Raw genomic sequence first — 23,146 nt, 5'->3', positions numbered from 1 at the left:
CGAATAACTCTGCGAGGCAGAGACCCCATACAACAAGCAAGATGCAGTTCAAAGCAATTGAAACAGGCAGGAAGGAGGCGGTTTAGATGGCATTCGAAGGATTAACCGGCAGGCTGCAGGGCGTATTCGATAAGCTCCGGGGCAAAGGCAAGCTGACGGAAGAAGACGTGAGCGAGGCGCTTCGCGAAGTGCGTCTGGCTCTTCTGGAAGCCGACGTTAACTTCAAAGTAGTCAAGGACTTCATCGCCAAGGTGAAAGAGCGCGCGATCGGACAAGACGTGATGAAAAGCTTCACCCCCGGCATGGTCGTCATCGACATCGTAAACAAAGAGCTTACCGACCTTATGGGCGGAACGCACACGAAGCTGGCCAAAGCGAACAAACCGCCTACCGTTATTATGATGGTCGGTTTGCAGGGTGCGGGTAAAACGACAACGTCCGGCAAGCTGGCTAAAATGCTGCAGAAGCAAAATCACAAGCCGCTGCTGGTTGCCGGCGATATTTACCGGCCCGCTGCCATCAAGCAGCTTCAAGTGCTGGGCGAGCAGCTGAAGGTTCCCGTGTTTTCGATGGGCGACCAGGTCAGTCCCGTTGAAATCGCGAAGAACGGGCTTCAGTTCGCCAAGGACAACAATAACGACTACGTGATTGTCGATACGGCCGGACGGCTGCACATTGATGAAGCACTTATGGATGAGCTGAAAAATGTGCGCGAAGCGGTCGGCCCGCACGAAACGCTGCTGGTCGTCGATGCGATGACGGGACAGGATGCCGTCAACGTGGCCGAAAGCTTTCACAAGCAGCTGGAGCTGACGGGTGTCGTTCTGACCAAGCTCGACGGCGATACACGCGGCGGTGCCGCACTTTCCGTCAAAGCCGTTACCGGTTGTCCTATCAAATTCGCCGCAATGGGCGAAAAATTGGACGCGTTGGAGCCTTTCTATCCGGAACGGATGGCTTCGAGGATTCTCGGCATGGGCGATATGCTCACCCTGATCGAGAAGGCGCAAGCGGGTATCGATGCGGATAAAGCCAAGGAAATGGAACGCAAGATGCGTAATGCCGAGTTCACGTTCGACGATTTCCTCGAACAGATGGAACAGGTGAAGAAGCTCGGTCCGCTGGACCAGCTGCTGGATATGCTCCCCGGAGCCGGCAAAATGAAAGGCATGAAAGACCTGAAAGTCGATGACAAACAGATGGGCCGTGTCGAGGCCATCGTGAAATCGATGACGAAGGAAGAGAAACGCAAGCCTGAAATCATTAATGCCAACCGGCGCAAACGCATCGCGCTCGGCAGCGGGAATTCCGTTCAGGATGTCAACCGGCTGCTGAAGCAGTTTGAAGATATGCGCAAAATGATGAAGCAGTTCTCGGGCATGATGAACCCCAAAGCCATGAAGAACATGAAAAAGATGGGCAAAGGTTTCAAGTTTCCGTTCGGTTAACAGCCGGCGGTTTCGATACAACGCGTTTATTCTATGTGGGAGGTGATATTCATGGCAGTTCGTATTCGTTTGAAGCGTATGGGTGCTCACAAAGCTCCTTTTTATCGTGTAGTTGTTTCCGATTCCCGCTCTCCGCGTGACGGACGTTTTATCGAGGAGATCGGTTACTATAACCCGATTACTCAACCTGCAGTCGTTAAAATCGACGAGGAAAAAGCACTGAAATGGCTCCAAAACGGCGCGCAAGCGTCCGATACGGTTCGTTCCCTGTTCAGCAAAGCAGGTCTTATGACCAAGTTCCACGAGTCTAAGCTGAAGAAGTAATCCTACCCAGGCATTTCGGAGGTCTTTATGAAAGAGGTCATTACCGTTATCGCGAAGGCACTCGTGGATCATCCGGAAGACGTGCGTGTGAATGCGGTGGAAGGCGAGAACAGTGTCGTCTATGAACTGTCCGTACACCCCGGGGATGTCGGTAAAGTTATCGGCAAGCAGGGGCGTATCGCCAAAGCTCTTCGCACAGTCGTCACGTCAGCTGCAGTCAAGGAAAACAAACGGGTTACCGTTGAAATTATGTCATAGAGGAGAAGGTTAGGATCATTCCTAACCTTTTTCTTGCATCTGAATACGAGAAACCGTTTCCTGCCGGAAGGCATTCGAGGAAACAAGACCGGGCAGGCGGACGGAAACCGGTTTTGATCATTTTTCGGCGTCCGGGATCGGAAGAAGTATGGAAACGGGACAGAGGTGGAAAAATACGGATATGAGCGATAAATTATATACGGTCGGGACCATCGTCAATACGCACGGTCTGCGAGGAGAACTGAAAGTTGTGCCGCACACGGACTTTGCCGAGCAGCGTTTTGCAAACGGCAGCAAACTTGTCATAGAGGATGCCAAAGGTAAACTTACACCGGTGACCATTAAAAGCTCACGGCTGCACAAAAATATGTACATCGTCCAGTTCAAGGAGTTTTCTCACATCAACGAGGTCGAACTTTTAAAGAGCTCCCTACTGCGGGTGGAAGAAAAATATATGGAAAGCCTGGATGAAGACGAGTACTATTATCACGAGATTTTAGGCTGCAGCGTCTTAACTGAAGAAGGTGAAGAACTCGGCACGATTCAGGAAATCCTGACACCGGGCGCGAACCATGTCTGGGTAGTAGGAAGACCGAATAAAAAACAGCTGCTCCTCCCTGTGATCGACGACGTAGTGCTGGATGTGGATGTGAAAAAGAAGATCGTAAGGGTTCATCTTCTGGAGGGGCTGCTCGATTTATGAACATAGACGTACTGACTCTGTTTCCTGCCATGTTTGAAGGCGTATTTACGTCGAGCATTCTGGGCAAAGCCCGGGAAAAAGGCATCGTGAATCTGTCCACCGTAAATTTCAGGGATTTTGCAGGCAACAAGCACAACACGGTGGATGATTACCCTTATGGCGGCGGCGGCGGAATGGTGCTTAAACCGGATCCGATCTTTGCGGCGGTGGAATCCCTGCTTGATGTGCCTTCCAGCAGCTCGGAAACGGCCGGAGAGCCGGTTTCGACCGGAGCCAAGCCGCGTGTCATTCTGATGTGTCCCCAAGGCGAGACGTTTACCCAGCGGAAGGCGGAAGAGCTGTCCCGGGAAGAGCATCTTATTTTTATTTGCGGGCACTATGAAGGCTATGACGAACGGATACGGGAGCATCTCGTGACGGACGAGCTCTCTATCGGCGACTATGTTCTCACGGGCGGAGAGCTTCCGGCCATGGTGGTCATCGACAGTGTCGTGCGTTTGCTTCCCGGCGTACTGGGCAACGAACAATCGGCGGTTACGGATTCCTTTAGCACGGGCCTCCTGGAGTACCCGCACTACACGCGTCCCGTTGAATTCAGGGGATGGACCGTGCCGGATGTGCTGATTTCGGGCCATCATGCGAACATTACCGAATGGCGCCGGCTGCAGTCGCTTTACCGCACGCTCAAACGCAGGCCTGAACTGCTTGAGAATGCCCCGTTAACGGACAAAGAGAAACGCTGGCTGCGTGAAAAAATGGCCGAGGAAGAGGAGAAGGGCTGAAAACGACCCGGAAATCGGGATTTCTTACGGCTATTCCGAATCTTTTCTACCAAAACAGAAAATACGAACGATTTTGGTTGTTTTTCTCTTGAACGTATGATAGAATATCCAATGTTGTGTTGTTTGAATCGGGTGGTCCTCTACGCATACAAACATGGTTTTGACAGCTAAGAGATGGCGGAATGAACACCTATTGTGGAAGGAGGGAATCTTAAATGAATCTCATTCAGGAAATTACGAAAGAACAATTGCGTTCTGATATCCCGAGCTTTCGTCCCGGCGATACTTTGAAAGTATTTGTAAAAGTAATCGAGGGAACCCGCGAACGCGTTCAGCTGTTCGAAGGTGTCGTGATCAAGCGTCGCGGCGGCGGAATCAGCGAAACGTTTACAGTTCGTAAAATTTCTTACGGCGTTGGCGTGGAAAGAACACTTCCGCTTCATTCTCCGAAGATTGAAAAGATTGAAGTAGCTCGTCGTGGTAAAGTTCGTCGTGCGAAACTTTACTACCTGCGCGGTCTTCGCGGTAAAGCGGCTAGAATTAAAGAAATTCGATAATAAAGACCGAGGGGGCTTGTTTTCAAGTCCCCTTTTAGTTTCTTAAAAGCTCATGTTCATTTGATCAGGAAATGGGGTTTGGATGATGGAGAGAAGAGAGCAGGAAGTTTCGGCCGAAACCGAAAATGTGGCAGCTCCGGCGAAAAATCCCGTAAAAAAGGAAGCATGGGAATGGATCAAAGCTCTGCTTATCGCTGCCGTTCTTGTATTTTTGATTCGTTGGCTGCTGTTTGCCCCCTTCATCGTCGAAGGTCCCTCCATGGAACCGAACTTTCATACGGGTGAACGGTTAATCGTAAATAAGATCAAGTATAAATTCAGTGAACCGAAACGGGGCGAAGTCATCGTACTTCATGCGCCGGAAGGCATCGATTATATCAAGCGGGTCGTGGCTCTGCCAGGAGAAACGATCAAGGTGGACGGCGACAAGGTATACGTCAACGATAAGGTCATTGAAGAGCTTTACATAAAAGAAGCCATAGATAATGCGGTAAAAGAAGGGCATGCTTATAACAGGCGCAATTTCCCCGAAGCGGGCAGCGAGGGCACGACAGAGATTAAAGTGCCGGACAAGTCCGTATTCGTTATGGGGGATAACCGCTCGAACAGTAAGGACAGCCGTTTCGCAGAAGTCGGGTTTGTTTCATACGATAGAATAGTCGGCCGTGCGGATCTGGTGTTCTGGCCCCTAAATAAAGCAGGTTTCGTGCACTTCTGATGAAGAAGTGCTCGTTTTGTATGCAGAGGTGATAGGATGACGATTCAATGGTTTCCCGGCCATATGACCCGGGCAAGAAGACAAATCGAAGATAAATTGAAGCTCATTGATGTGGCTATCGAGCTGCTCGACGCAAGGATTCCGATGTCCAGCCGAAATCCTATGGTAGATGATATCCTGAAAGGAAAGCCGCGTCTCGTTCTTCTGAACAAGGCGGATTTGGCGGACCCGGCGATAACGGCGGAATGGGTGAAGTATTTTACGGACCAAGGATTGAAGGCTTTGCCGATTGATGCTTCCTCCGGTACCGGAGTAAAAGAGATTTTGCCGAGATGCAAAGAACTCATGAGCGCCAAAATCGAAACACAGCTTCGTAAAGGCATCAACCCGCGGGCTATAAGGGGACTCATTGTGGGAATTCCGAACGTGGGGAAATCCACTCTGATTAACCAACTGGCCGGGCGGAAAATAGCGAATACCGGTGATAAGCCGGGTGTCACGAAAGGCCAACAGTGGATTAAATTCGGAACGGATATGGACCTTCTCGATACACCGGGAATTTTGTGGCCGAAATTCGACGATCAGAACGTGGGCATGAAGCTGGCGGCAACGGGTGCGATTAAGGAAGAAATTCTGCATCTGGACGATATCGCCTTTCATACGATCCGTTACATGACCGAATACTACGGTGAACGTCTTAAGGAGCGCTACGGGATCGAGGAACTTCCCGCGGACAGCGAAAATCCTAACGAAGTCATCGAAGTAATGGAGTCCATCGGCCGCAAGCGCGGAGCTATAGTCAGCGGCGGACGCGTCGATCTCGACAAGACCTCCCTGCTGTTTTTGCGTGAACTTCGTTCCGGCAAGTTAGGGCGGGTTTCGCTGGAAGTACCGAAAGAGTACCTTTAAAGTGCCGGCTGTCTTTTACAGCCATTTATTAGGACAAAGCAGCTAAACGTGCACAGTCCTCTTCGAGAACCGGAGGGGATCAGTCGCACGTTTTTTTGTTGTTTTCACGGGACAATGTGTCGATTTTTCCGGTATAATGGAGAGCGGGAGGAGATTGCACCATGCTTCATGAAGAGACGGGATTATGGGAAAAAGGCTACTCCCGGATTGCGGGAGTCGATGAAGTCGGACGGGGCTGTTTATTCGGAGATGTCGTTGCGGCTGCCGTTATTTTGCCCCAGGGCTTACTATTGGAAGGCGTGGACGATTCCAAAAAGCTTTCCGAGAAAAAACGCGAAGAATTGTATGATGTGATCATGAAAGAAGCGATTGCCGTCGGCATCGGTACGATAGATGTAAAAACGATTGACGAAATCAATATTAAACAGGCTTCCAGGCTGGCGATGAAACTGGCGGTGGATCAGCTTAACCCTGCACCCGATTATTTGCTGGTCGATGCGGAAAAAGTGGATCTGAATATCCCGCAGATGGCGATCATTCACGGGGATGCGACGAGCCAGTCGATTGCGGCTGCCTCGATTATCGCCAAAGTGACCCGGGACCGGATGTGCCGGGAATGGGATAAGCTTCATCCGGAATACGGCATTGCCAAGCACAAGGGATACGCGACCCGGCAGCATAGGGAAATGCTGATCGAATTCGGGCCGACGCCCCTTCACCGGAAGCTTTTTATCCGCAACGTGATGGTTATGCAGCAGGAGTTATTTTAATGGAGGTTCCGTCCGATATATATACATAAAGAATGCAAAAAGAAAGGCGGGTCGGCATGAACATAAGCGGATTGATTCGTGGTTTGGCCGGCGGCATGCAGGCGGCGGAGCCCAAAACACTGGAGTTGAAGCCCGGACAGGTTGTCAAGGGTGTGGTTTTGCAGGTTTACGATAATCAGGAAGCCCAAATGTCGATCGACGGCGTGCAGGTGAGGGCCAAGCTGGAGACTCCCCTGGCGCCCGGGCAGACGGCATGGCTGCAGGTGCAGCCGGAAAGTACGGGCGGACAGGTCGTTCTTAAACCGGCAGCGGGACCGGCCGTACCGGCTACACAGGAAGAAATCGGACAAATGCTGAAGCAGACGGGGTTAAAAGATACGGCGGTGAACCGCGAGCTTGTCCAGATGATGAAGCAGCAGGGCATTCCGCTGACGAAGGAGGCGGCAGCGCCGCTTCAAGAGATCATGAGCCGCATCCCGGCTTCGGTGAAGCCCGAGCAGTGGGTGCAGGCCGTCGGCGTGGCCGTAAGCAAAGGCCTTCCCTTGACAGCGGACACGGTAGGAGCCATCCACCAAGCTTTATTCGGCAAGCCGTTCGGAGAAACGCTGCAAAATCTGACTCAGACATTAAGCCAACTACTGCAAAACGGCCTGGCGGATGGAGCAAACGGCAGCGGAGAAAAATTGCTCCGGCAGTTAGCCGATGTTTTGCGGACGATGCAGGATACAACAGCGGAGGTGGTAGGAAAACCGGCCTCGAACGGAGCGGCGTCCCCGCTGGAAAGCGGAACCGGCAAGCCGGGACCGGCAGCGGGAACGCCCCCGGCAAATATAGGCGGCGGTACGGGAACCGCCGGAGAGGCGAATACACGCCAACCGGCAGGAATCCGTCCTGATGGAAGCGGCGGTACTGCGCAGACCGCGGGTCAAGGGCGCCAGGCGCCGCCGGGGACATCGGGCTTGCCGCCATCAGCGGGTATGCAGGCTGGCGCAGCCGCAGAGCTGCCGCAAGGAGCGAGCCGGCCTGCGGCTGGTGCATCCGCGCCGGGCACGCAGGCGCAGGCTGCCGGCGGCACGTCCGCGGCGCAAACGGGCGGCGGCGCTCCGACCGCAGCTCCGGGCACGCCTGCCGGCGGTGCGGCAGGGCCGACGCCAGCCGCGGGACGCCCCGCAGCAGGCGGGGAGGCGCCCGGCACGGCATCCGGCAGCGGAGCCGCCCTCGGGGCTGCCCGGCCGGATGCCGCAGCCCAGCCGCAGCCCGCTCCCGGGCAGCCGGCAAGCGCGCCGCGGGCGGCGGCCGATGCCCACGCGGCGCAGGCAGCCGCCAGCCCGGACGGCGCCGCCGAGGCGGACGCCGCACGCACGGCCTCTGCGGGCGATCAGCGCCCGGCGGCAGGCAGCGGCTGGGTGCGCGAGCTGCTGCGGGCGGTGGGCGTCGACCACGAAAGCCGCCTCCTGAGGCAGCAGGGCAACCCCGCGCACACAGGCGGGGCACACTTGGCCGCGGCCGGCGAAGGGCAAGCTGCCGCGCTTAAGGCGGACAGCGCCGAGACGCTCAAGAGCCTGCTGCTCCAGTTGGCGGCGGCTGACGATCTCCCGGCTCCGATCCGGGAGTCCGCGCAGCAGGCACTGCAGCAGATTACAGGGCAGCAGCTGCTTCTTTCGCCGGACCGCAGCGGGGTGTTTACGCACGTGACGCTGTTTGTCCCCCTTCTCGGAGCGGACGGGCAGCCTACGGCAGCCGTTCACATCCAATCCCGCAAGGGCAGACGCGGAGAACTGGATGCGGAGAACTGCCGGCTTTTGTTCGACCTGCAAATGAAATCGATGGGCCACACTTTGGTTGACGTCGGTGTGATGAATAGAATGGTCAGTCTGCAAGTGTTTAATGACGAGCCGATAATCGGCGAGCTGCTGAACGGTTCTAAAGAAGAGATTGCAGCCGCTTTGGATAAACTGGGTTATCAGTTTCTCTCTATGAAAACAGCGGAATATCCGAAGGCGTCGGCAAGTTTCTCCGGCGGGGATTCCGGTTCTTCGCTAAGTGCCGTTATGATGGATACCATCGTGCCGGGAGAAGCGTATCGGGGAGTGGATCTGCGCATATGAATTTTTCTGCCAAGCAAGGCCAGACTCCGCCGAACTCCGGTCCCTCCAAGGAACCGGTTGACGGAGAAGGTACGGGAGCACACGCGATCCGCAAAGCGGTTGCCCTGAAATACGCGCCCGGAGAGCAGAAAGCGCCTACGGTCATTGCAAAAGGAAAAGGCAAAGTCGCCGAGGCGATTGTCGAGAAGGCAAGGGAGAGCGGAGTTCCCGTACAGGAAGACGCTTCGCTTGTGGAAGTGCTCTCGAAACTGGAGCTCGACCAAGAAATACCGGGAGAGCTCTATTCGCTTGTCGCCGAGGTTCTCAGTTACATTTACCGGTCGGACAACCGGATGAAGGAAATGAGAGACAGTCAGCGGAAGGGGCTGTAAAATGGCGTTTTCGCCTTTATCCAGAAAAGATCTGGGGCGTTACGGCGAGCAGAGGGCGGAAGAGCATATAGCCGCTCTAGGCTATGGTATTGTGGCCCGCAATTGGCGCTGCCGTTCGGGCGAGATCGACCTCGTAGCCGAAGCGGACGGTCAGCTTGTTTTTATCGAAGTGCGTACGCGCAGGCTTACGGGACGGTTCGGTACCGCGAAAGAATCCGTAGACGCCCGCAAACAGCTGAAAGTGCGTCAGACCGCACAAATGTACCTGTACGCCGCAAAGCAGAGCGAACGTAAGGTGCGGTTTGATGTGATCACGGTCGAGCTGACTCCGGAAGGGGAGTTTAACCGTCTGGAGCATCTGGCGGGTGCATTTTGAATGAACGGTCCATGAGTTGTGTTCGGAACTGCCGGTTAAATAGACAGGATGATAGTAAGAAAAGGCGCCCGTCGCATGGACGGGCGCCTTTTCTTTGTTTTCATACCCTTTGAAGGTATGGGGTAGTGGACGAAAAACCGCATGACGGTGGTCCGTCACACATGTTGTTTTAGCATGGGGTAAGGGATAGACAATGAATTTGCGTCACGTTTAGAGCTTCTCGTTTACGGTGTCTTCAGTAAATTCGAATACCGACGTTTCGCGTTAGCGTCTTATATCAGAGCGTCTCCGTTCAGGACAAGGCGGTCCGGGAAGGGGAGGATATCCCGGCAACCTAGCGGGCATCGCTGAAACAGGTATGCAAGCTTGTATCTGATAAGAACATGGTCACGCTCCGGGATGGATTGTCCCCTCTTGTTCCGTTAGAGCGCATAAGATTTATCCAGATTTCTGTACTGGATCGCTTCGGCAATATGCCCGTAGGTGATACCGTCGCTTGCTTCCAGATCCGCGATCGTCCGTGCGATTTTCAAAATCCGGTCATGTGCCCGCGCACTTAAGTGGAGCCGGTCGAATGTTTGCCTGAGTAGGTCTTCGGCTTCGGGCGGCAGTACGCAGTATTTACGGAGCCATTTGCCGCCGAGCTCTGCGTTGAAACGCATAAAACTGCCCTCAAAACGAAGCTGCTGCCTACGGTGAGCGGCAAACACCTGTAGGCGCATGTCTTCAGAGGAAAGCGAAGGGCGCTTGTCGGTCATGGCGGTGTAATCCAGCCGGGGAACCTCCACATGGAGATCGATCCGATCCAAAAGCGGGCCCGAAATGCGTGCCCTGTACTGCCTGACTTTAAGCGGGGAGCAGACGCAGCTTTGTTCGGCGGTTTCCGTTCCGTAAAATCCGCACTGGCAGGGGTTCATGGATGCGGCAAGGAGGAATCCGGACGGAAACGTGAAGGAGGCGCGTGCCCGCCCTATGGTTACTGTCCGGTCTTCCAGCGGCTGACGCAGCACTTCCAGCACGCTCCGTGAAAACTCGGGAAGCTCATCCAGAAAGAGGACACCTTGGTGAGCCAGGCTTACCTCACCGGGTTTCGGTACGGAGCCTCCGCCGATGAGACCGGCCGCCGAAATGGTGTGATGAGGCGAGCGGTAGGGCCTTTGCCTCATAAACCGGCTGATGGCGCCCATTTTTCCCGACACGCTGTAGATTTTCGTCACCTCAAGCGCTTCTTCGTCGGACAGGGGTGGAAGTATCCCGGGAATCCGGCGGGCCAGCATCGTTTTGCCCGTGCCGGGGGGACCGATAAATAACAGATTGTGCATGCCGGCCGCAGCAATCATGATCGCTCTCTTGGCGTGATGCTGCCCGATTACATCGGCATAATCATCGGAGCCCGTCCCGGCGCGGTGTATCCCGTCAGGAACCTCGGGACGAGCGGAAAGAACTTCACAGGGGAAGGATTCTGAAGCGGATTCGCTCCCCGAAAGGGGTGCACAGTCTGCTGTCATGCCGCGCTTGCCGGTGTTCCCCAGCTCCCACAGAGTGCTTATCCCCAGGACTTCCATGCCGGAAATCAGGCGGGCTTCGTCCACATTGGACAAGGGCAGCACTACGCGCCGGATTCCTCTCCGGCGAGCGGCATCGACTAGGGACAACACTCCCGGTACGGGACGGAGTCCGCCGTCAAGCGCCAGCTCTCCGACAAGCAGACAATCGCCTATGCCGGGCAGCTCAATCTGGCCGCTGGTCAGCAAGATGCCGGCCGCAATGGCCAGATCGAAGGAGGCGCCTTCTTTTCTCAGATCGGCCGGGGCCAGATTGACCGTAATGCGTTCCAGTGGAAACTGGAACCCGCAGTTTTTGATGGCGGAGCGTACACGGTCGACCGATTCTCGGACGGCGGTGTCGGGAAGCCCGACCACGTTAATTTGGGGGAGCCCGTTCGCGATATCGGTTTCCACCTCGATGCAGATTCCGTCGATCCCGTGCAGACATGCCCCGGTTACTTTACCATACATGCAAAAACACCTTCTCCCTTCACAGTGGAAAGGTCAAAGGTGCTTCCTTATGATCCGTTTCGTTGTTATTTCATGGTTATTCGTTTAGTATACCAAAAATACCCAGTTATGAAAATGTTCTTTTAGTTCGGCATAATTGGTCATACTAACTTCGAGGTGATTGATATGCAGGATAAACCGTATTTCTGCCCGAACTGCCGCTCCAACCGGATCAAATTCAGTCTGATGACCAGCTATTCGCAGCCTTTTGTGAAGGACGCCCATACGGGAGCGGTCACGGAATCCAGCGAACCGAACGCGATTGCCGAGAGCGAGCCGACGATTCAGTGCCAGGTATGCAGCTTTGTCGGCAACGAGATGCGATTTGTCAAGCAGGCGGAGCGCGAGCCCCGCACCGTAACCCCGACCAACCCGACTTACGTATAGGCAATTGTGTGATTCAAGCGCTTCCGAAACCGGATGGGGATGGAAGTGCTTTTTTTTCATGAAGAGGGTGGAAGCAGAGTTAACGATTTCCTAAGCAATTAGAAAAAACGATTTCTTTTTTAAAAAGAGAGGAAACTGTCGACAAAAAGTGATACAATTATCGATGGCAAATGTTTGTCCGGACCCCATGAGAGCCGGGCAGGATTTTCCCCTGTCAAACGGCGAATACCCTACGTTGGTTATGCGGATAAATTCGAAGCTCGGATGAGGTTTCGTGCATACAGGGAGAAACAATACGTTTAGGAGGATTTGCAAATGAATATCCATGAGTATCAAGGCAAAGAAGTCCTGAAGCAGTACGGCGTTGTCGTACCCCAGGGCAAAGTGGCGTTTTCCGTGGATGAAGCGGTCGAAGCAGCTAAAGGGCTGGGCACTCAGGTCGTAGTTGTAAAAGCGCAAATTCACGCAGGCGGCCGCGGTAAAGCGGGCGGCGTGAAAGTAGCTAAAAATCTGGACGAAGTCCGGACTTATGCGGAGCAAATCCTGGGCAAGGTGCTGGTCACTCACCAAACCGGTCCTGAAGGCAAGGAAGTTAAACGCCTGCTCATCGAGCAAGGCTGCGATATCAAGAAAGAGTACTACATAGGCGTAGTTGTCGACCGTGGAACGGGCCGCGTTACGATGATGGCTTCCGAAGAAGGCGGTATGGACATCGAGGAAGTGGCGGCTAACACTCCGGAGAAGATTTTCAAAGAAATCATCGATCCGGCAATCGGCCTGCAGGCTTTCCAAGCACGCAAACTGGCTTATGCCATTAAAATTCCTCAAGAACTCGTAAATAAAGCGGTTAAGTTCATGCTTGCCCTTTATACCGCGTTCGTGGAAAAAGATTGCTCCATTGCCGAAATCAATCCGCTCGTCGTAACCGGCGACGGCAACGTAATGGCGCTTGACGCGAAACTTAACTTCGATTCCAACGCACTGTTCCGTCACAAAGACATTCTAGAGCTGCGCGACCTCGAAGAAGAAGACGAGAAGGAAATCGAAGCTTCCAAATACGACCTCAGCTACATCGCCCTTGACGGCAATATCGGCTGTATGGTTAACGGTGCCGGACTTGCCATGGCTACGATGGATATCATCAAGCACTACGGCGGAGACCCGGCTAACTTCCTTGACGTAGGGGGCGGTGCTACGAAAGAGAAAGTTACCGAAGCGTTTAAAATCATTCTTTCCGACTCGAAAGTAAAAGGCATTTTCGTCAATATTTTCGGTGGAATCATGAGATGTGACATTATTGCCGAAGGCGTTGTCGCCGCAGCCAAGGAATTGGGTCTGGACCGTCCGCTTGTCGTTCGTCTGGAAGGCACCAACGTGGATCTCGGGAAGAAAATCCTGAATGAATCCGGACTGAACATCGTTTCCGCGGATTCGATGGCTGACGGCGCGCAGAAAATCGTTGCGCTCGTTAAGTAATTTCGGTCTATTGAGTACAAGCTTTCTTTTCTTCAAAAAATTCAGGGGATGTGAATAATTACCATGTCTATTTTGATTGATAAAAACACAAAAGTCATTACCCAGAACATGACTGGTAAGACCGGTATGTTCCATACACTCGGCGGTCTTGAATATGGTACGCAAATGGTAGCCGGAGCGGTTCCGGGAAAAGGCGGCACACAAGTCGATTTCACGCTTGAAAACGGCTCTACCGTTACTCTTCCGGTTTATAACACGGTACAAGAAGCGAAGGACGCCACAGGTGCTACGGCATCCGTTATTTACGTTCCGCCGGCTTTCGCGGCGGATTCCATTATGGAAGCCGTTGACGCTGATCTTGATCTCGTCATCTGTATTACCGAAGGTATTCCGGTTCTTGATATGGTGAAGGTTTCCCGTTACATGGAAGGCAAACGCACTCGTCTTATCGGACCAAACTGTCCGGGCGTAATTACACCGGGCGAATGCAAAATCGGCATTATGCCGGGCTACATTCATACTCCAGGCCACGTGGGCGTAGTATCCCGCTCCGGTACCTTGACGTATGAAGCGGTTCACCAGCTCACAACTCGCGGCATCGGCCAGTCTTCCGCAGTTGGTATCGGCGGCGACCCGGTTAAAGGTTCCGAGTTTATCGACATTCTCAGACTGTTCAATGAAGATCCGGACACCTACGCAGTAATCATGATCGGTGAAATCGGCGGTTCCGCTGAAGAAGAAGCGGCCGAGTGGATTAAAGCGAACATGACGAAGCCGGTTGTCGGCTTCATCGGCGGTAAAACAGCGCCTCCAGGAAAACGTATGGGCCACGCAGGCGCCATCATTTCCGGCGGTAAAGGTACGGCGGCTGAAAAAGTGGCAACACTCGAAGCTTGCGGTATCCGCGTAGCGGCTACTCCTTCCGAAATGGGCTCCACTCTCGTGAGCGTCCTGGAAGAAAAAGGCCTGTTGGAAAAATGCATCACTAAAAAATAATAAAGCTGCCGGTTTCGGCGCTTTTATGGATGGTAAGCAACCTTCCAGTTCCCTTTGGGAATTGGAAGGTTTTTTTGTTTAGGCCTGTAAAATTTGTGAATGACAAGGGAGTGTTTTATACTATGGAGAATCGCTCTGTACTTATCGGGCTTCACGGCATAACCGGAGTGGGATGGAAGACCATCGATCTGCTGGTCCGTTCATGTTCCGATTTGAAGGATTTGCTGCTTTGGCCAGCCGGCGAATACGCCAGGCTTGGCATTCCGGCAGCGAGAATCCAGCGGTTAATAGATGAATTGACTCCATTTAAAATTGAAGCTTCATTAGAAAAGTACGAGTCGCTTGGCATCGGCATGCTGACCCGCTTCGATCCCGGCTACCCGCGACTGCTCGAAGAAACCGCGCAGCCTCCGTGGGTCCTCTACTGCAGGGGCCGGCAGGAGGTTTTGCTAAGACCGGCCCTCGCGGTCGTAGGCACGCGGACACCGACCGCTTACGGTCGGAAAGCCGCGCGTGAGCTCAGCCTGGCTTTGTCGGCCTCGGGCTTTGTTGTCGTAAGCGGTTTGGCGCGGGGCATCGATGCGGAGGCTCACCGCGGCGCCAAAGATGGAGCGGGCGGAACGGTTGCCGTGCTCGGTGTGCCGCCGGACCGGATTTATCCGCCGGAGCATGCGAGGCTGCATGAGGAAATCATCGCCGGAGGAGGTCTAGTCGTGTCCGAGTACCCGCTCGGTACGGTCCCGCACCCGGGGTTATTTCCGATGCGCAACCGGGTGATTGCCGGCGTCAGTCTGGGTGTGATCGTGGTGGAGGCGGCGGAAAGAAGCGGCTCCCTGATTACAGCGGATCTCGCCCTGGAGGAATCAAGGGATGTGTTTGCCGTCCCGGGTCCCATCCATTCTCCCAAGAGCAGAGGAGCGCTATCGCTTATCAAGCAGGGGGCCAAAATGGTGGCGGATCCCAGGGATATTTACGAAGAATATTCGCATTTGATGTCTTCCCTGAGTGGACAAATAGGAGCCTTGGCCAAGCCGGCTTCCATGCCGTCACCGGAAAGGCAGTTGACAGAAGACGAGGCTATTCTTTATCGATTGCTGTCGAGCGTGCCTGTCTCCATTGACGTCCTCCTGGAGCAGACTCAATTTACGTTTGGACATTTGCATTCAGTTCTGATATCCTTGCTATTGAAAAAGGTGATAGCGGAGCTTCCAGGCTCTTCTTACGTTTCCATATGAAATTTCTATTAAAAACGATGATGATATACATGCAGCAGCAGATGACACTGAGGGGAGGAGCATTCGACCGATGGCAGACTCATTAGTGATTGTAGAATCACCGGCTAAGGCCAAAACGATCGGTAAATATTTGGGAAGTAAATATATTGTAAAAGCGTCGATGGGTCATATCCGGGACCTGCCGAAAAGCCAGATCGGTGTTGAGGTTGAACGCGACTTCGAACCGAAATACATTACGATCCGCGGTAAAGGCTCCGTTTTGAAGGAATTGAAGGATGCCAGCAAAAAAGTGAAAAAAGTTTATCTCGCAGCTGACCCGGATCGCGAAGGGGAGGCTATCGCCTGGCATTTGGCGCATTATCTGGAGTTAAACGACACCGATAACTGCCGCGTCGTATTCAATGAGATTACGAAGCAGGCGGTTAAAGATGCATTCAAAACACCGCGGCCGATTAATATCGATCTGGTGAACGCGCAGCAGGCCCGGCGTATTCTCGATAGGCTTGTGGGCTACAAGATCAGCCCTCTTTTATGGAAGAAAGTCAAAAAGGGCCTATCCGCCGGACGCGTCCAATCCGTAGCCGTCAAGCTCATTATGGACCGGGAAAACGAAATCAAAGCCTTCGTTCCCGAAGAGTACTGGACCATTACCGCCATGCTCGAGGCAGGCAAAGCCCACTTCGAAGCGAAGTTTTACGGAATGGACGGTGCCAAGAAAGAGCTCGGTTCCGAGGAAGAAGTTCAAACGGTCCTGAAAGCGATTGAAGGAGCTCCTTTCGTCGTGAAGGAAGTGAAGGAAAAAGAGCGGCACCGCAATCCCTCGCCGCCATTCATCACAAGTTCGCTTCAACAGGAGGCGGCCCGCAAGCTCAATTTCCGCGCTGCCAAGACCATGTCCGTAGCGCAGCAGTTATATGAAGGGATCGACTTGGGCAAAGAAGGCACGGTCGGTTTAATTACTTATATGCGTACCGATTCCACGCGGATTTCTCCGGTAGCCCAGGAAGAAGCCAAGGAATTCATCTTGGGTAAATACGGGGAAAGCTTTTACCCGGAAACTCCTCGCGTCTATACGAAGAAGGGCTCCAACACCCAGGATGCGCACGAAGGGATTCGTCCTTCTTCCGTAACGAGGGATCCGGATTCCGTTAAGGAATTTTTGTCGCGTGATCAATTCCGCTTATACAAGCTGGTGTGGGAACGTTTCGTTGCGAGCCAGATGTCGTCGGCCGTGCTGGACACGATGACAATCGATTTGAACGTCGGAAACACGGTTTTCCGGGCGGTCGGCTCCAAACTCAAGTTTCCGGGATTCATGAAAGTCTACGTGGAAGGCAACGATGACGGGACGACGGAAGAAGATAAACTGCTTCCTCCGCTTAAATCCGGAGATCAGGTCGCTTCCAATGAAATTCAACCGAAACAGCACTTCACGCAACCGCCTCCGCGGTATACGGAAGCCCGTCTCGTACGCGCTCTCGAAGAACTGGGCATCGGCAGGCCGAGTACATATGCCCCGACGCTTGAGACGATCCAGAAGCGCGGTTATGTCGCCATTGAAGAAAAGAAGTTCGTGCCCACCGAGCTGGGAGAACTGGTTATCCAACTGATGAGCGAGTTTTTCCCGGAGATCCTGGATGTGGAATTTACCGCACAGATGGAGGAAGAGCTTGACCATGTAGGCGAAGGCAAAGAAAACTGGGTCAAAGTTCTCGACGAATTCTACACTTCCTTCGAAAAACGGCTGGAATTTGCCGAGGAAGAAATGAAGGAAATCGAGATCCAGGACGAAGTTTCGGATGAAATTTGTGAGAAGTGCGGCAAACATCTTGTGTATAAAATGGGGCGTTTCGGCAAGTTTCTTGCCTGCTCCGGTTTCCCGGATTGCCGCAACACCAAACCGATCGTTAAGGATATCGGCGTCACTTGCCCGAAATGCAAGGAAGGCAAAATCGTCGAGCGCCGCAGCAAAAAGGGCCGTATTTTTTACGGCTGCGACCATTATCCCGAGTGTGACTTCGTGTCATGGGACAAACCGGTTGCCCAGCCATGCCCGAACTGCGGTTCCATGATGATCGAGAAGCGGACGAAAACATCCGTCAATCACCAGTGCGTGGAATGCGGATTAAAAGAAGAAGTAAAAGATGAGGCAAACGACGAAGGCTGATCGGATTGCTAACGATTGAACTAGAGGTGTGAACATTGACAGCAGGACAAAAAGTAACCGTAATCGGTGCCGGCCTGGCAGGAAGCGAAGCGGCTTTTCAAATCGCTAGCCAGGGCGTGCCCGTTGTATTGTACGAAATGCGTCCGGTGCGGAAGACACCGGCGCATATTACCGATAAATTCGCCGAGCTTGTGTGCAGCAACTCGCTTCGCGCGAACGGTCTGACGAACGCGGTAGGCGTTCTGAAGCAGGAGATGAGGGAGCTGAACTCTCTCATCCTCTCCAGTGCCGACAAGCATGCAGTACCCGCCGGAGGCGCTCTGGCGGTGGATCGTGACGGCTTCTCCGGGGAGATCACGGATACCCTCCGCAATCATCCTCTCATTGAAGTGCGCACCGAGGAACTAAAGGAAATTCCGGATGGGATTACCGTTGTGGCTTCCGGGCCGCTTACTTCCCCGGACTTGTCTGCAAGTCTGCAGGCGCTTATGGGAGAAGAGTATTTGTATTTCTACGATGCGGCCGCGCCGATTATCGAGAAAGACTCCATCGATATGAGCAAAGTGTATCTGGCTTCCCGGTACGACAAAGGAGAAGCCGCTTATCTGAACTGCCCGATGACGGAGGCGGAATTCGATGCTTTCTACGAAGCTCTGATCACAGCCGAAACGGCACCTGTGAAGGAATTTGAGAAAGAGATCTATTTCGAAGGCTGCATGCCGATCGAAGTGATGGCCAAACGCGGCAAACAAACCGCTCTGTACGGCCCGATGAAGCCGGTAGGTCTTATTAACCCGCACACGGGTGAACTTCCTTACGCGGTCGTTCAACTTCGCCAGGATAACGCAGCAGGCACGCTGTATAATCTGGTCGGGTTTCAAACGCATCTGAAATGGGGCGAACAGAAGCGGGTTCTGCAGCTGATCCCAGGTCTTGAAAATGCCGAGTTCGTGCGCTACGGGGTTATGCACCGCAACACCTTTATCAACTCCCCCCGTTTGCTGAAACCGACCTATCAGTTCAAAAACCGGGATAATCTGTTCTTTGCCGGACAGATGACCGGGGTAGAAGGTTATGTCGAATCGGCCGCATCCGGCCTGATCGCCGGGATTAATGCGGGAAGATTGGCACAGGGGCTGGATTGCCTGCAGTTTCCGCTGGAAACCGCCCTTGGCAGCATGGCGCAGTATATTACGACTGCGGACACGAAGCATTTTCAGCCGATGAATGCCAACTTTGGTCTTTTCCCGCCGCTAGGCGAAAAAATCCGTAATAAAAAAATGAAGTACGAAAAGCTTGCGGAACGGGCAATTGAGACTATTCAGAATTTTTCGCAAAATACAGTCCAGTCAGCTTGTAAGTGAAAGTGCGGCTGTGTTACGATTAAGTTGTTTTGAACGACGCTGTACACAACCACTTTAAATCAAACTCCGGAAGCAGCATCAAAACAACCTTTTGCTGCTGCTTCTTATTTTCCGTTCTCTCGCAGCAAGCAGCTTCGGAAAAGAATCGAGAGGTGAACTATGGATCCGACCAATGCGACTTTTCATGCCACGACGATATTTGCCATCCGCAAAGACGGTCGCGGGGCGATAGCCGGAGACGGCCAAGTGACTTTCGGCAACAGCATGATTATGAAGAATACGGCGAAGAAAGTGCGGCGTCTGTACCGGGGGAAAGTAATTTCCGGGTTTGCAGGGTCTGTCGCGGATGCGATTACCTTGTTTGAGAAGTTCGAGGGTAAGCTGGAAGAACATCACGGAAATCTTCAGAGGGCGGCCGTAGAACTGGCCAAGGAATGGAGATCCGACCGCGTTCTGCGCAAACTGGAGGCCATGATGATCGTGATGGACGAACACGGGCTTCTGCTTATTTCCGGCAACGGAGAAATTATCGAGCCGGATGACGGCATCGTTGCGATCGGTTCCGGCGGAAGTTTTGCCCTGGCGGCAGGTCGCGCCTTATCCCGTTACGCAACCGACATGAGCGCAGCCGACATTGCGAAAGCTTCTCTGGAAATGGCCGCAGATATTTGCGTGTTTACGAATCATAATATTATTGTGGAAGAAATATAACGCCGACCGACGAGCAATGGGCAGGTAAGGCTTGTAACCAAGTCCTTATCGGGCACTATATGAAGGAGGGGTTCCTTTTGAGCACAAGCTCCCTTACACCTAGACAAATCGTGCAAGAGCTGGACCGGTATATTGTCGGTCAGAAGCAGGCCAAGAAGTCCGTAGCCGTCGCCCTGCGTAACCGTTTTCGCCGCAGCAGACTGGATGAATCCATGCGTGACGAAATTGTGCCCAAAAATATCTTGATGATCGGGCCGACAGGAGTAGGCAAGACGGAGATAGCAAGAAGACTCGCTAAACTGGTCGGAGCCCCCTTTGTGAAGCTGGAAGCTACAAAATTTACCGAGGTCGGCTATGTGGGCAGGGATGTGGAGTCCATGGTCCGGGATCTCGTTGAAACGTCGATACGCATGGTTAAGAGCGAACGTACCGAGAGTGTGAAAGAGCGGGCGGAAGAGCTTGCCAACGAGCGACTGGTGGCCATTCTGGCACCGAGCGCGAGCCGTCCCAAATTCCAGCGAAATCCGCTGGAGATGATATTCGGCAATCAGCAGGGCGCCCAGGAACCTGATGAAGATGATAAAGATCCTCAGATCGCAACGAAGCGCGCGCAAATTAAAGAACAACTTAGTCGCGGTGAACTCGAAAATTACATCGTTGAAGTCGATGTGGAAGATAATTCTCCCTCCATGCTGGATATGCTGGCTGGCCAGGGACAGGATCAAGCCGGCATGAATATGCAGGAAATGTTCGGCAGCCTCCTGCCGAAACGCACGAAGAAGCGGAAGCTTCCCGTTAAAGAAGCCAGAAAAGTGCTTACCCAGGATGAAGCGCAGAAGCTGATCGATATGGATGAGGTTAATCAGGAATCCATCCGGCGCGCCGAACAAAGCGGAATCATTTTTCTGGATGAAATCGATAAAATCGCGGGTAACGGCCGTGGAAGCGGCGGACCGGATGTGTCTCGCGAAGGCGTCCAGCGCGATATTCTCCCGATTGTGGAAGGTTCCACGGTCGTAACGAAGTACGGGCCTGTCAAAACGGATTATATCCTGTTTATTGCGGCCGGAGCCTTTCATGTTTCCAAACCTTCCGATCTGATACCGGAGCTTCAGGGGCGTTTTCCGATCCGGGTTGAGCTTAGCAATTTAACGCTTGAAGATTTTGTTTCCATTCTCAAGGAGCCTAAAAACGCGTTAACCAAGCAGTATACCGCTTTGCTGGAAACCGAAGGAATCCGGATCGATTTCAGCCAATCCGCGATCGAAGAAATTGCGCGCATTGCCGTCGAAGTCAATCAGAATACGGAAAACATCGGTGCGCGGCGGCTGCATACCATTTTGGAGAAGCTGCTGGAAGATTTATCGTTCGAAGCTCCCGAATTAAATCTGGAGGAAATGGTAATCACGCCTGAATACGTCCGTGAGAAGCTGGGCGACATCGTTGAGAACCGGGATTTGAGCCAATATATTTTGTAAACCGGAAGGCGTAACCGCCTTCGGTTTTCTATTCTTGGGTATAAGATTGTAGGAGGCAAGCCAATGACCTTGTTGAACAAAACGAGAAGGCTTAACCGTCTGCTCCAGAAGGAGGCGGTGAGTGCTGTCAGTTTTATGGATATGGCCGAGGTTTTACGGGACACCATTCATTCCAATGTGTATGTGGTCAGCAGACGAGGCAAATTGTTAGGATACGCAACGACGAATGAACTGCCGACTTCGGCAATCAACCAAATCGTGGCGGAGGAGAAAAGATTTTCGCCGGAATTCAACCATTTTCTTCTAAAGGTGGATGAAACTACGTCGAATTCGGATGCACTTGAAATGTTTCCAACTTTTGTGGGAGAAATGAAGAACTTAAGAGAATATACCTACTTCACCATCGTACCGATTTTGGGAGGCGGTGACAGACTTGGGACTTTAGTCCTATGCAGAACGCACTCTGCCTTTACAGATGATGATTATATATTGGCAGAGTATGGGTCAACAGTCGTAGCCATGGAAATCCTCCATATGCGTGCGGAAGAGGTTGAGCAGGAGGCAAGAAGCAAGGCAGTGGTTCAGGTTGCCATCGGTTCCTTGTCGTTCAGCGAGCTGGAGGCTGTGGAGCATATTTTCGAAGAATTAGAAGGAAAAGAAGGACTTCTCGTTGCAAGCAAGATTGCAGATCGTGTCGGAATCACTCGATCCGTGATCGTAAATGCGCTCCGCAAACTGGAAAGTGCGGGTGTCATTGAAACGCGTTCTCTTGGCATGAAAGGAACGTATATTCGCATATTGAATGACCAATTGATGCAGGCGATTGACCAAGTAAAGTCCAAAATGTAACAAAAATTTCATACTTGTACGTGAACCAAACAAAGGCCCATCTTCCTAAAGATAGGGCTTTTTTCTCATTGTCTATTTCCAGACTTTTCTTCATGATAATTTTAGCAACATTATTCTACATAATGTACACACTTTGAATAATCCTTGTGTCGAAGTTAGGAGGAATGTGAAGTTCCATTATGGAATTTAGTTTCATAAAGATATCAAAGGTGGGGTAACCATGTTCTTGCTAAACCAAGCCGGATTTCAGTGGATGGAGAAATCGCTGGATGCATCAGCCCTCCGGCAGCGGGTGATTTCCAACAATGTGGCCAACGCCGACACTCCTCATTTTAAAAGGTCAGACGTTCTGTTCGAGGAATTGCTTCAAGCGAAAATGACCGGTAACCAGCCGGTATTGGAAGGCAGACGAACAAATTCAAGGCACCTTCAGATTCCGTCTAATACCAACTTACCCGGTCAAGCGATTGTTGAATCAGATCCGAACAGCATGATGAACAACAATTTAAACAACGTCGACATGGATTACGAGATGTCATTGATGGCCAAAAATCAGCTTAAATACAACACGATGATACAAGAAATGAACAACGAGTTCCGTAAACTGAAGATTGCGATGGATGGGAGAAGATAAAGGATGAGAATCACGAACAGCTTTGACATCAGCGCATCGGCATTAACGACGCAGCGTTTAAGAATGGATGTCATCTCTTCGAATATCGCGAATGCCGATACGACCCGGGCGTCATTCGTGAACGGGCAGTGGACACCCTACCAGCGCAAAATCGTTTCGGTTGAACCGAAAAACCAGCCAACGTTCGCTCAAATGCTCAACTCGGCAATGACGGACGGCACGGGGCAGGGGGTTCGGGTATCCAGTATTTCCGGAGATACCACTCCGTTCAAACAGGTTTACAATCCTACGCACCCGGACGCCAATCAGCAGGGGTACGTCATGATGCCGAACGTCGATGTGGCCAAGGAAATGGTGGATATGATTTCCGCTACAAGGTCTTATGAAGCAAACGTAACAGCACTTAACGCGAGCAAAGGCATGATTACAAAAGCGCTTGAAATCGGCAGATAATAAAAGATAAAAAGG

General features: G+C 52.6%; 24 protein-coding genes. 23 read left to right on the top strand and 1 reads right to left on the bottom strand.

Annotation, left to right across the window (positions count from 1 at the left end; translation table 11 throughout):
• The first annotated feature begins 86 nt into the window (after positions 1-86).
• From ffh to AC58P5_RS05790, 12 genes are all read left to right on the top strand, one after another.
• The gene (gene ffh / locus AC58P5_RS05845) at positions 87-1,448 is read left to right on the top strand and encodes a signal recognition particle protein (protein ID WP_497385143.1); all 1,362 of its coding nucleotides are present in this window, start codon (positions 87-89) and stop codon (positions 1,446-1,448) included.
• A 51-nt stretch (positions 1,449-1,499) separates the two neighbouring features.
• Positions 1,500-1,772 (top strand): 30S ribosomal protein S16, encoded by a 273-nt coding sequence (gene rpsP, locus AC58P5_RS05840; protein WP_497385142.1) that lies wholly within the window; start codon positions 1,500-1,502, stop codon positions 1,770-1,772.
• A gap of 27 nt (positions 1,773-1,799) precedes the next feature.
• Positions 1,800-2,030 carry a KH domain-containing protein gene (locus tag AC58P5_RS05835; protein ID WP_009673354.1) on the top strand — a complete coding sequence of 77 codons (231 nt, stop codon included), beginning with the start codon at positions 1,800-1,802 and terminating at the stop codon, positions 2,028-2,030.
• A 181-nt stretch (positions 2,031-2,211) separates the two neighbouring features.
• Positions 2,212-2,733, top strand: a complete 522-nt coding sequence (gene rimM / locus AC58P5_RS05830; protein WP_497385140.1) for a ribosome maturation factor RimM — start codon at positions 2,212-2,214, stop codon at positions 2,731-2,733.
• Complete coding sequence (gene trmD, locus AC58P5_RS05825; RefSeq protein ID WP_497385138.1) at positions 2,730-3,515, top strand: tRNA (guanosine(37)-N1)-methyltransferase TrmD; 786 nt, start codon at positions 2,730-2,732, stop codon at positions 3,513-3,515. The genes rimM and trmD overlap by 4 nt, the downstream gene beginning before the upstream one ends.
• Positions 3,516-3,730: 215 nt before the next feature.
• The gene (gene rplS / locus AC58P5_RS05820) at positions 3,731-4,072 is read left to right on the top strand and encodes a 50S ribosomal protein L19 (protein ID WP_042232818.1); all 342 of its coding nucleotides are present in this window, start codon (positions 3,731-3,733) and stop codon (positions 4,070-4,072) included.
• A gap of 82 nt (positions 4,073-4,154) precedes the next feature.
• Positions 4,155-4,790, top strand: a complete 636-nt coding sequence (gene lepB / locus AC58P5_RS05815) for a signal peptidase I (RefSeq protein ID WP_497385137.1) — start codon at positions 4,155-4,157, stop codon at positions 4,788-4,790.
• A 36-nt stretch (positions 4,791-4,826) separates the two neighbouring features.
• The gene (gene ylqF / locus AC58P5_RS05810; RefSeq protein WP_497385136.1) at positions 4,827-5,699 is read left to right on the top strand and encodes a ribosome biogenesis GTPase YlqF; all 873 of its coding nucleotides are present in this window, start codon (positions 4,827-4,829) and stop codon (positions 5,697-5,699) included.
• A gap of 161 nt (positions 5,700-5,860) precedes the next feature.
• Positions 5,861-6,469 carry a ribonuclease HII gene (gene rnhB, locus AC58P5_RS05805; RefSeq protein WP_497385135.1) on the top strand — a complete coding sequence of 203 codons (609 nt, stop codon included), beginning with the start codon at positions 5,861-5,863 and terminating at the stop codon, positions 6,467-6,469.
• Positions 6,470-6,525: 56 nt separating this feature from the next.
• Positions 6,526-8,577: a TP0910 N-terminal domain-containing protein gene (locus AC58P5_RS05800; protein ID WP_497385133.1), complete on the top strand. Its 2,052-nt coding sequence runs from the start codon at positions 6,526-6,528 to the stop codon at positions 8,575-8,577.
• Positions 8,574-8,948: an EscU/YscU/HrcU family type III secretion system export apparatus switch protein gene (locus tag AC58P5_RS05795; protein WP_497385132.1), complete on the top strand. Its 375-nt coding sequence runs from the start codon at positions 8,574-8,576 to the stop codon at positions 8,946-8,948. The genes AC58P5_RS05800 and AC58P5_RS05795 overlap by 4 nt, the downstream gene beginning before the upstream one ends.
• A 1-nt stretch (position 8,949) precedes the next feature.
• The gene (locus AC58P5_RS05790) at positions 8,950-9,324 is read left to right on the top strand and encodes a YraN family protein (RefSeq protein ID WP_497385131.1); all 375 of its coding nucleotides are present in this window, start codon (positions 8,950-8,952) and stop codon (positions 9,322-9,324) included.
• 422 nt (positions 9,325-9,746) lie between these two features.
• On the opposite strand, the gene AC58P5_RS05785 is transcribed toward AC58P5_RS05790, so the two are convergent.
• Entirely contained in the window at positions 9,747-11,342 is a 1,596-nt protein-coding gene (locus AC58P5_RS05785) for a YifB family Mg chelatase-like AAA ATPase (RefSeq protein ID WP_497385129.1), read from the bottom strand.
• Between the two features lie 165 nt (positions 11,343-11,507).
• Here AC58P5_RS05785 and AC58P5_RS05780 point away from each other — a divergent pair, with 165 nt between their 5' ends.
• From AC58P5_RS05780 to flgC, 11 genes are all read left to right on the top strand, one after another.
• Entirely contained in the window at positions 11,508-11,768 is a 261-nt protein-coding gene (locus AC58P5_RS05780; RefSeq protein ID WP_497385128.1) for a hypothetical protein, read from the top strand.
• 315 nt (positions 11,769-12,083) lie between these two features.
• On the top strand, positions 12,084-13,244 hold the full coding sequence (gene sucC / locus AC58P5_RS05775; protein ID WP_497385127.1) for an ADP-forming succinate--CoA ligase subunit beta: 1,161 nt from the start codon (positions 12,084-12,086) through the stop codon (positions 13,242-13,244).
• Positions 13,245-13,307: 63 nt separating this feature from the next.
• A complete protein-coding gene (gene sucD, locus AC58P5_RS05770; RefSeq protein ID WP_497385126.1) occupies positions 13,308-14,240 on the top strand; it encodes a succinate--CoA ligase subunit alpha in 933 nt (310 codons plus the stop codon).
• Positions 14,241-14,362: 122 nt separating this feature from the next.
• Positions 14,363-15,475 (top strand): DNA-processing protein DprA, encoded by a 1,113-nt coding sequence (gene dprA / locus AC58P5_RS05765; RefSeq protein WP_497385124.1) that lies wholly within the window; start codon positions 14,363-14,365, stop codon positions 15,473-15,475.
• A 70-nt stretch (positions 15,476-15,545) separates the two neighbouring features.
• Complete coding sequence (gene topA / locus AC58P5_RS05760) at positions 15,546-17,642, top strand: type I DNA topoisomerase (protein WP_497385122.1); 2,097 nt, start codon at positions 15,546-15,548, stop codon at positions 17,640-17,642.
• A 35-nt stretch (positions 17,643-17,677) separates the two neighbouring features.
• Positions 17,678-19,006: an FADH(2)-oxidizing methylenetetrahydrofolate--tRNA-(uracil(54)-C(5))-methyltransferase TrmFO gene (gene trmFO, locus AC58P5_RS05755; RefSeq protein ID WP_497385121.1), complete on the top strand. Its 1,329-nt coding sequence runs from the start codon at positions 17,678-17,680 to the stop codon at positions 19,004-19,006.
• 159 nt (positions 19,007-19,165) lie between these two features.
• Entirely contained in the window at positions 19,166-19,717 is a 552-nt protein-coding gene (gene hslV / locus AC58P5_RS05750) for an ATP-dependent protease subunit HslV (protein ID WP_009674471.1), read from the top strand.
• A gap of 77 nt (positions 19,718-19,794) precedes the next feature.
• Positions 19,795-21,195: an ATP-dependent protease ATPase subunit HslU gene (gene hslU, locus AC58P5_RS05745; protein WP_497385119.1), complete on the top strand. Its 1,401-nt coding sequence runs from the start codon at positions 19,795-19,797 to the stop codon at positions 21,193-21,195.
• Positions 21,196-21,258: 63 nt separating this feature from the next.
• Positions 21,259-22,044 (top strand): GTP-sensing pleiotropic transcriptional regulator CodY, encoded by a 786-nt coding sequence (gene codY / locus AC58P5_RS05740; protein ID WP_497385117.1) that lies wholly within the window; start codon positions 21,259-21,261, stop codon positions 22,042-22,044.
• A gap of 220 nt (positions 22,045-22,264) precedes the next feature.
• The gene (gene flgB, locus AC58P5_RS05735) at positions 22,265-22,678 is read left to right on the top strand and encodes a flagellar basal body rod protein FlgB (protein WP_497385116.1); all 414 of its coding nucleotides are present in this window, start codon (positions 22,265-22,267) and stop codon (positions 22,676-22,678) included.
• Positions 22,679-22,681: 3 nt separating this feature from the next.
• On the top strand, positions 22,682-23,131 hold the full coding sequence (gene flgC, locus AC58P5_RS05730) for a flagellar basal body rod protein FlgC (RefSeq protein WP_497385114.1): 450 nt from the start codon (positions 22,682-22,684) through the stop codon (positions 23,129-23,131).
• Positions 23,132-23,146: the final 15 nt, after the last annotated feature.

It is taken from the genome of Paenibacillus sp. JT31N7 (assembly GCF_059692095.1).
This window is presented reverse-complemented; position numbering and strand designations above follow the sequence as displayed.

Bases quoted from the DNA above. Each gene is read 5' to 3' on its own strand.
- ffh (WP_497385143.1), top strand. From the start codon at position 87: ATGGCATTCGAAGGATTAACCGGCAGGCTGCAGGGCGTATTCGATAAG.
- rpsP (WP_497385142.1), top strand. From the start codon at position 1,500: ATGGCAGTTCGTATTCGTTTGAAGCGTATGGGTGCTCACAAAGCTCCT.
- AC58P5_RS05835 (WP_009673354.1), top strand. From the start codon at position 1,800: ATGAAAGAGGTCATTACCGTTATCGCGAAGGCACTCGTGGATCATCCG.
- rimM (WP_497385140.1), top strand. From the start codon at position 2,212: ATGAGCGATAAATTATATACGGTCGGGACCATCGTCAATACGCACGGT.
- trmD (WP_497385138.1), top strand. From the start codon at position 2,730: ATGAACATAGACGTACTGACTCTGTTTCCTGCCATGTTTGAAGGCGTA.
- rplS (WP_042232818.1), top strand. From the start codon at position 3,731: ATGAATCTCATTCAGGAAATTACGAAAGAACAATTGCGTTCTGATATC.
- lepB (WP_497385137.1), top strand. From the start codon at position 4,155: ATGATGGAGAGAAGAGAGCAGGAAGTTTCGGCCGAAACCGAAAATGTG.
- ylqF (WP_497385136.1), top strand. From the start codon at position 4,827: ATGACGATTCAATGGTTTCCCGGCCATATGACCCGGGCAAGAAGACAA.
- rnhB (WP_497385135.1), top strand. From the start codon at position 5,861: ATGCTTCATGAAGAGACGGGATTATGGGAAAAAGGCTACTCCCGGATT.
- AC58P5_RS05800 (WP_497385133.1), top strand. From the start codon at position 6,526: ATGAACATAAGCGGATTGATTCGTGGTTTGGCCGGCGGCATGCAGGCG.
- AC58P5_RS05795 (WP_497385132.1), top strand. From the start codon at position 8,574: ATGAATTTTTCTGCCAAGCAAGGCCAGACTCCGCCGAACTCCGGTCCC.
- AC58P5_RS05790 (WP_497385131.1), top strand. From the start codon at position 8,950: ATGGCGTTTTCGCCTTTATCCAGAAAAGATCTGGGGCGTTACGGCGAG.
- AC58P5_RS05785 (WP_497385129.1), bottom strand. From the start codon at position 11,342: ATGTATGGTAAAGTAACCGGGGCATGTCTGCACGGGATCGACGGAATC.
- AC58P5_RS05780 (WP_497385128.1), top strand. From the start codon at position 11,508: ATGCAGGATAAACCGTATTTCTGCCCGAACTGCCGCTCCAACCGGATC.
- sucC (WP_497385127.1), top strand. From the start codon at position 12,084: ATGAATATCCATGAGTATCAAGGCAAAGAAGTCCTGAAGCAGTACGGC.
- sucD (WP_497385126.1), top strand. From the start codon at position 13,308: ATGTCTATTTTGATTGATAAAAACACAAAAGTCATTACCCAGAACATG.
- dprA (WP_497385124.1), top strand. From the start codon at position 14,363: ATGGAGAATCGCTCTGTACTTATCGGGCTTCACGGCATAACCGGAGTG.
- topA (WP_497385122.1), top strand. From the start codon at position 15,546: ATGGCAGACTCATTAGTGATTGTAGAATCACCGGCTAAGGCCAAAACG.
- hslV (WP_009674471.1), top strand. From the start codon at position 19,166: ATGGATCCGACCAATGCGACTTTTCATGCCACGACGATATTTGCCATC.
- codY (WP_497385117.1), top strand. From the start codon at position 21,259: ATGACCTTGTTGAACAAAACGAGAAGGCTTAACCGTCTGCTCCAGAAG.
- flgB (WP_497385116.1), top strand. From the start codon at position 22,265: ATGTTCTTGCTAAACCAAGCCGGATTTCAGTGGATGGAGAAATCGCTG.
- flgC (WP_497385114.1), top strand. From the start codon at position 22,682: ATGAGAATCACGAACAGCTTTGACATCAGCGCATCGGCATTAACGACG.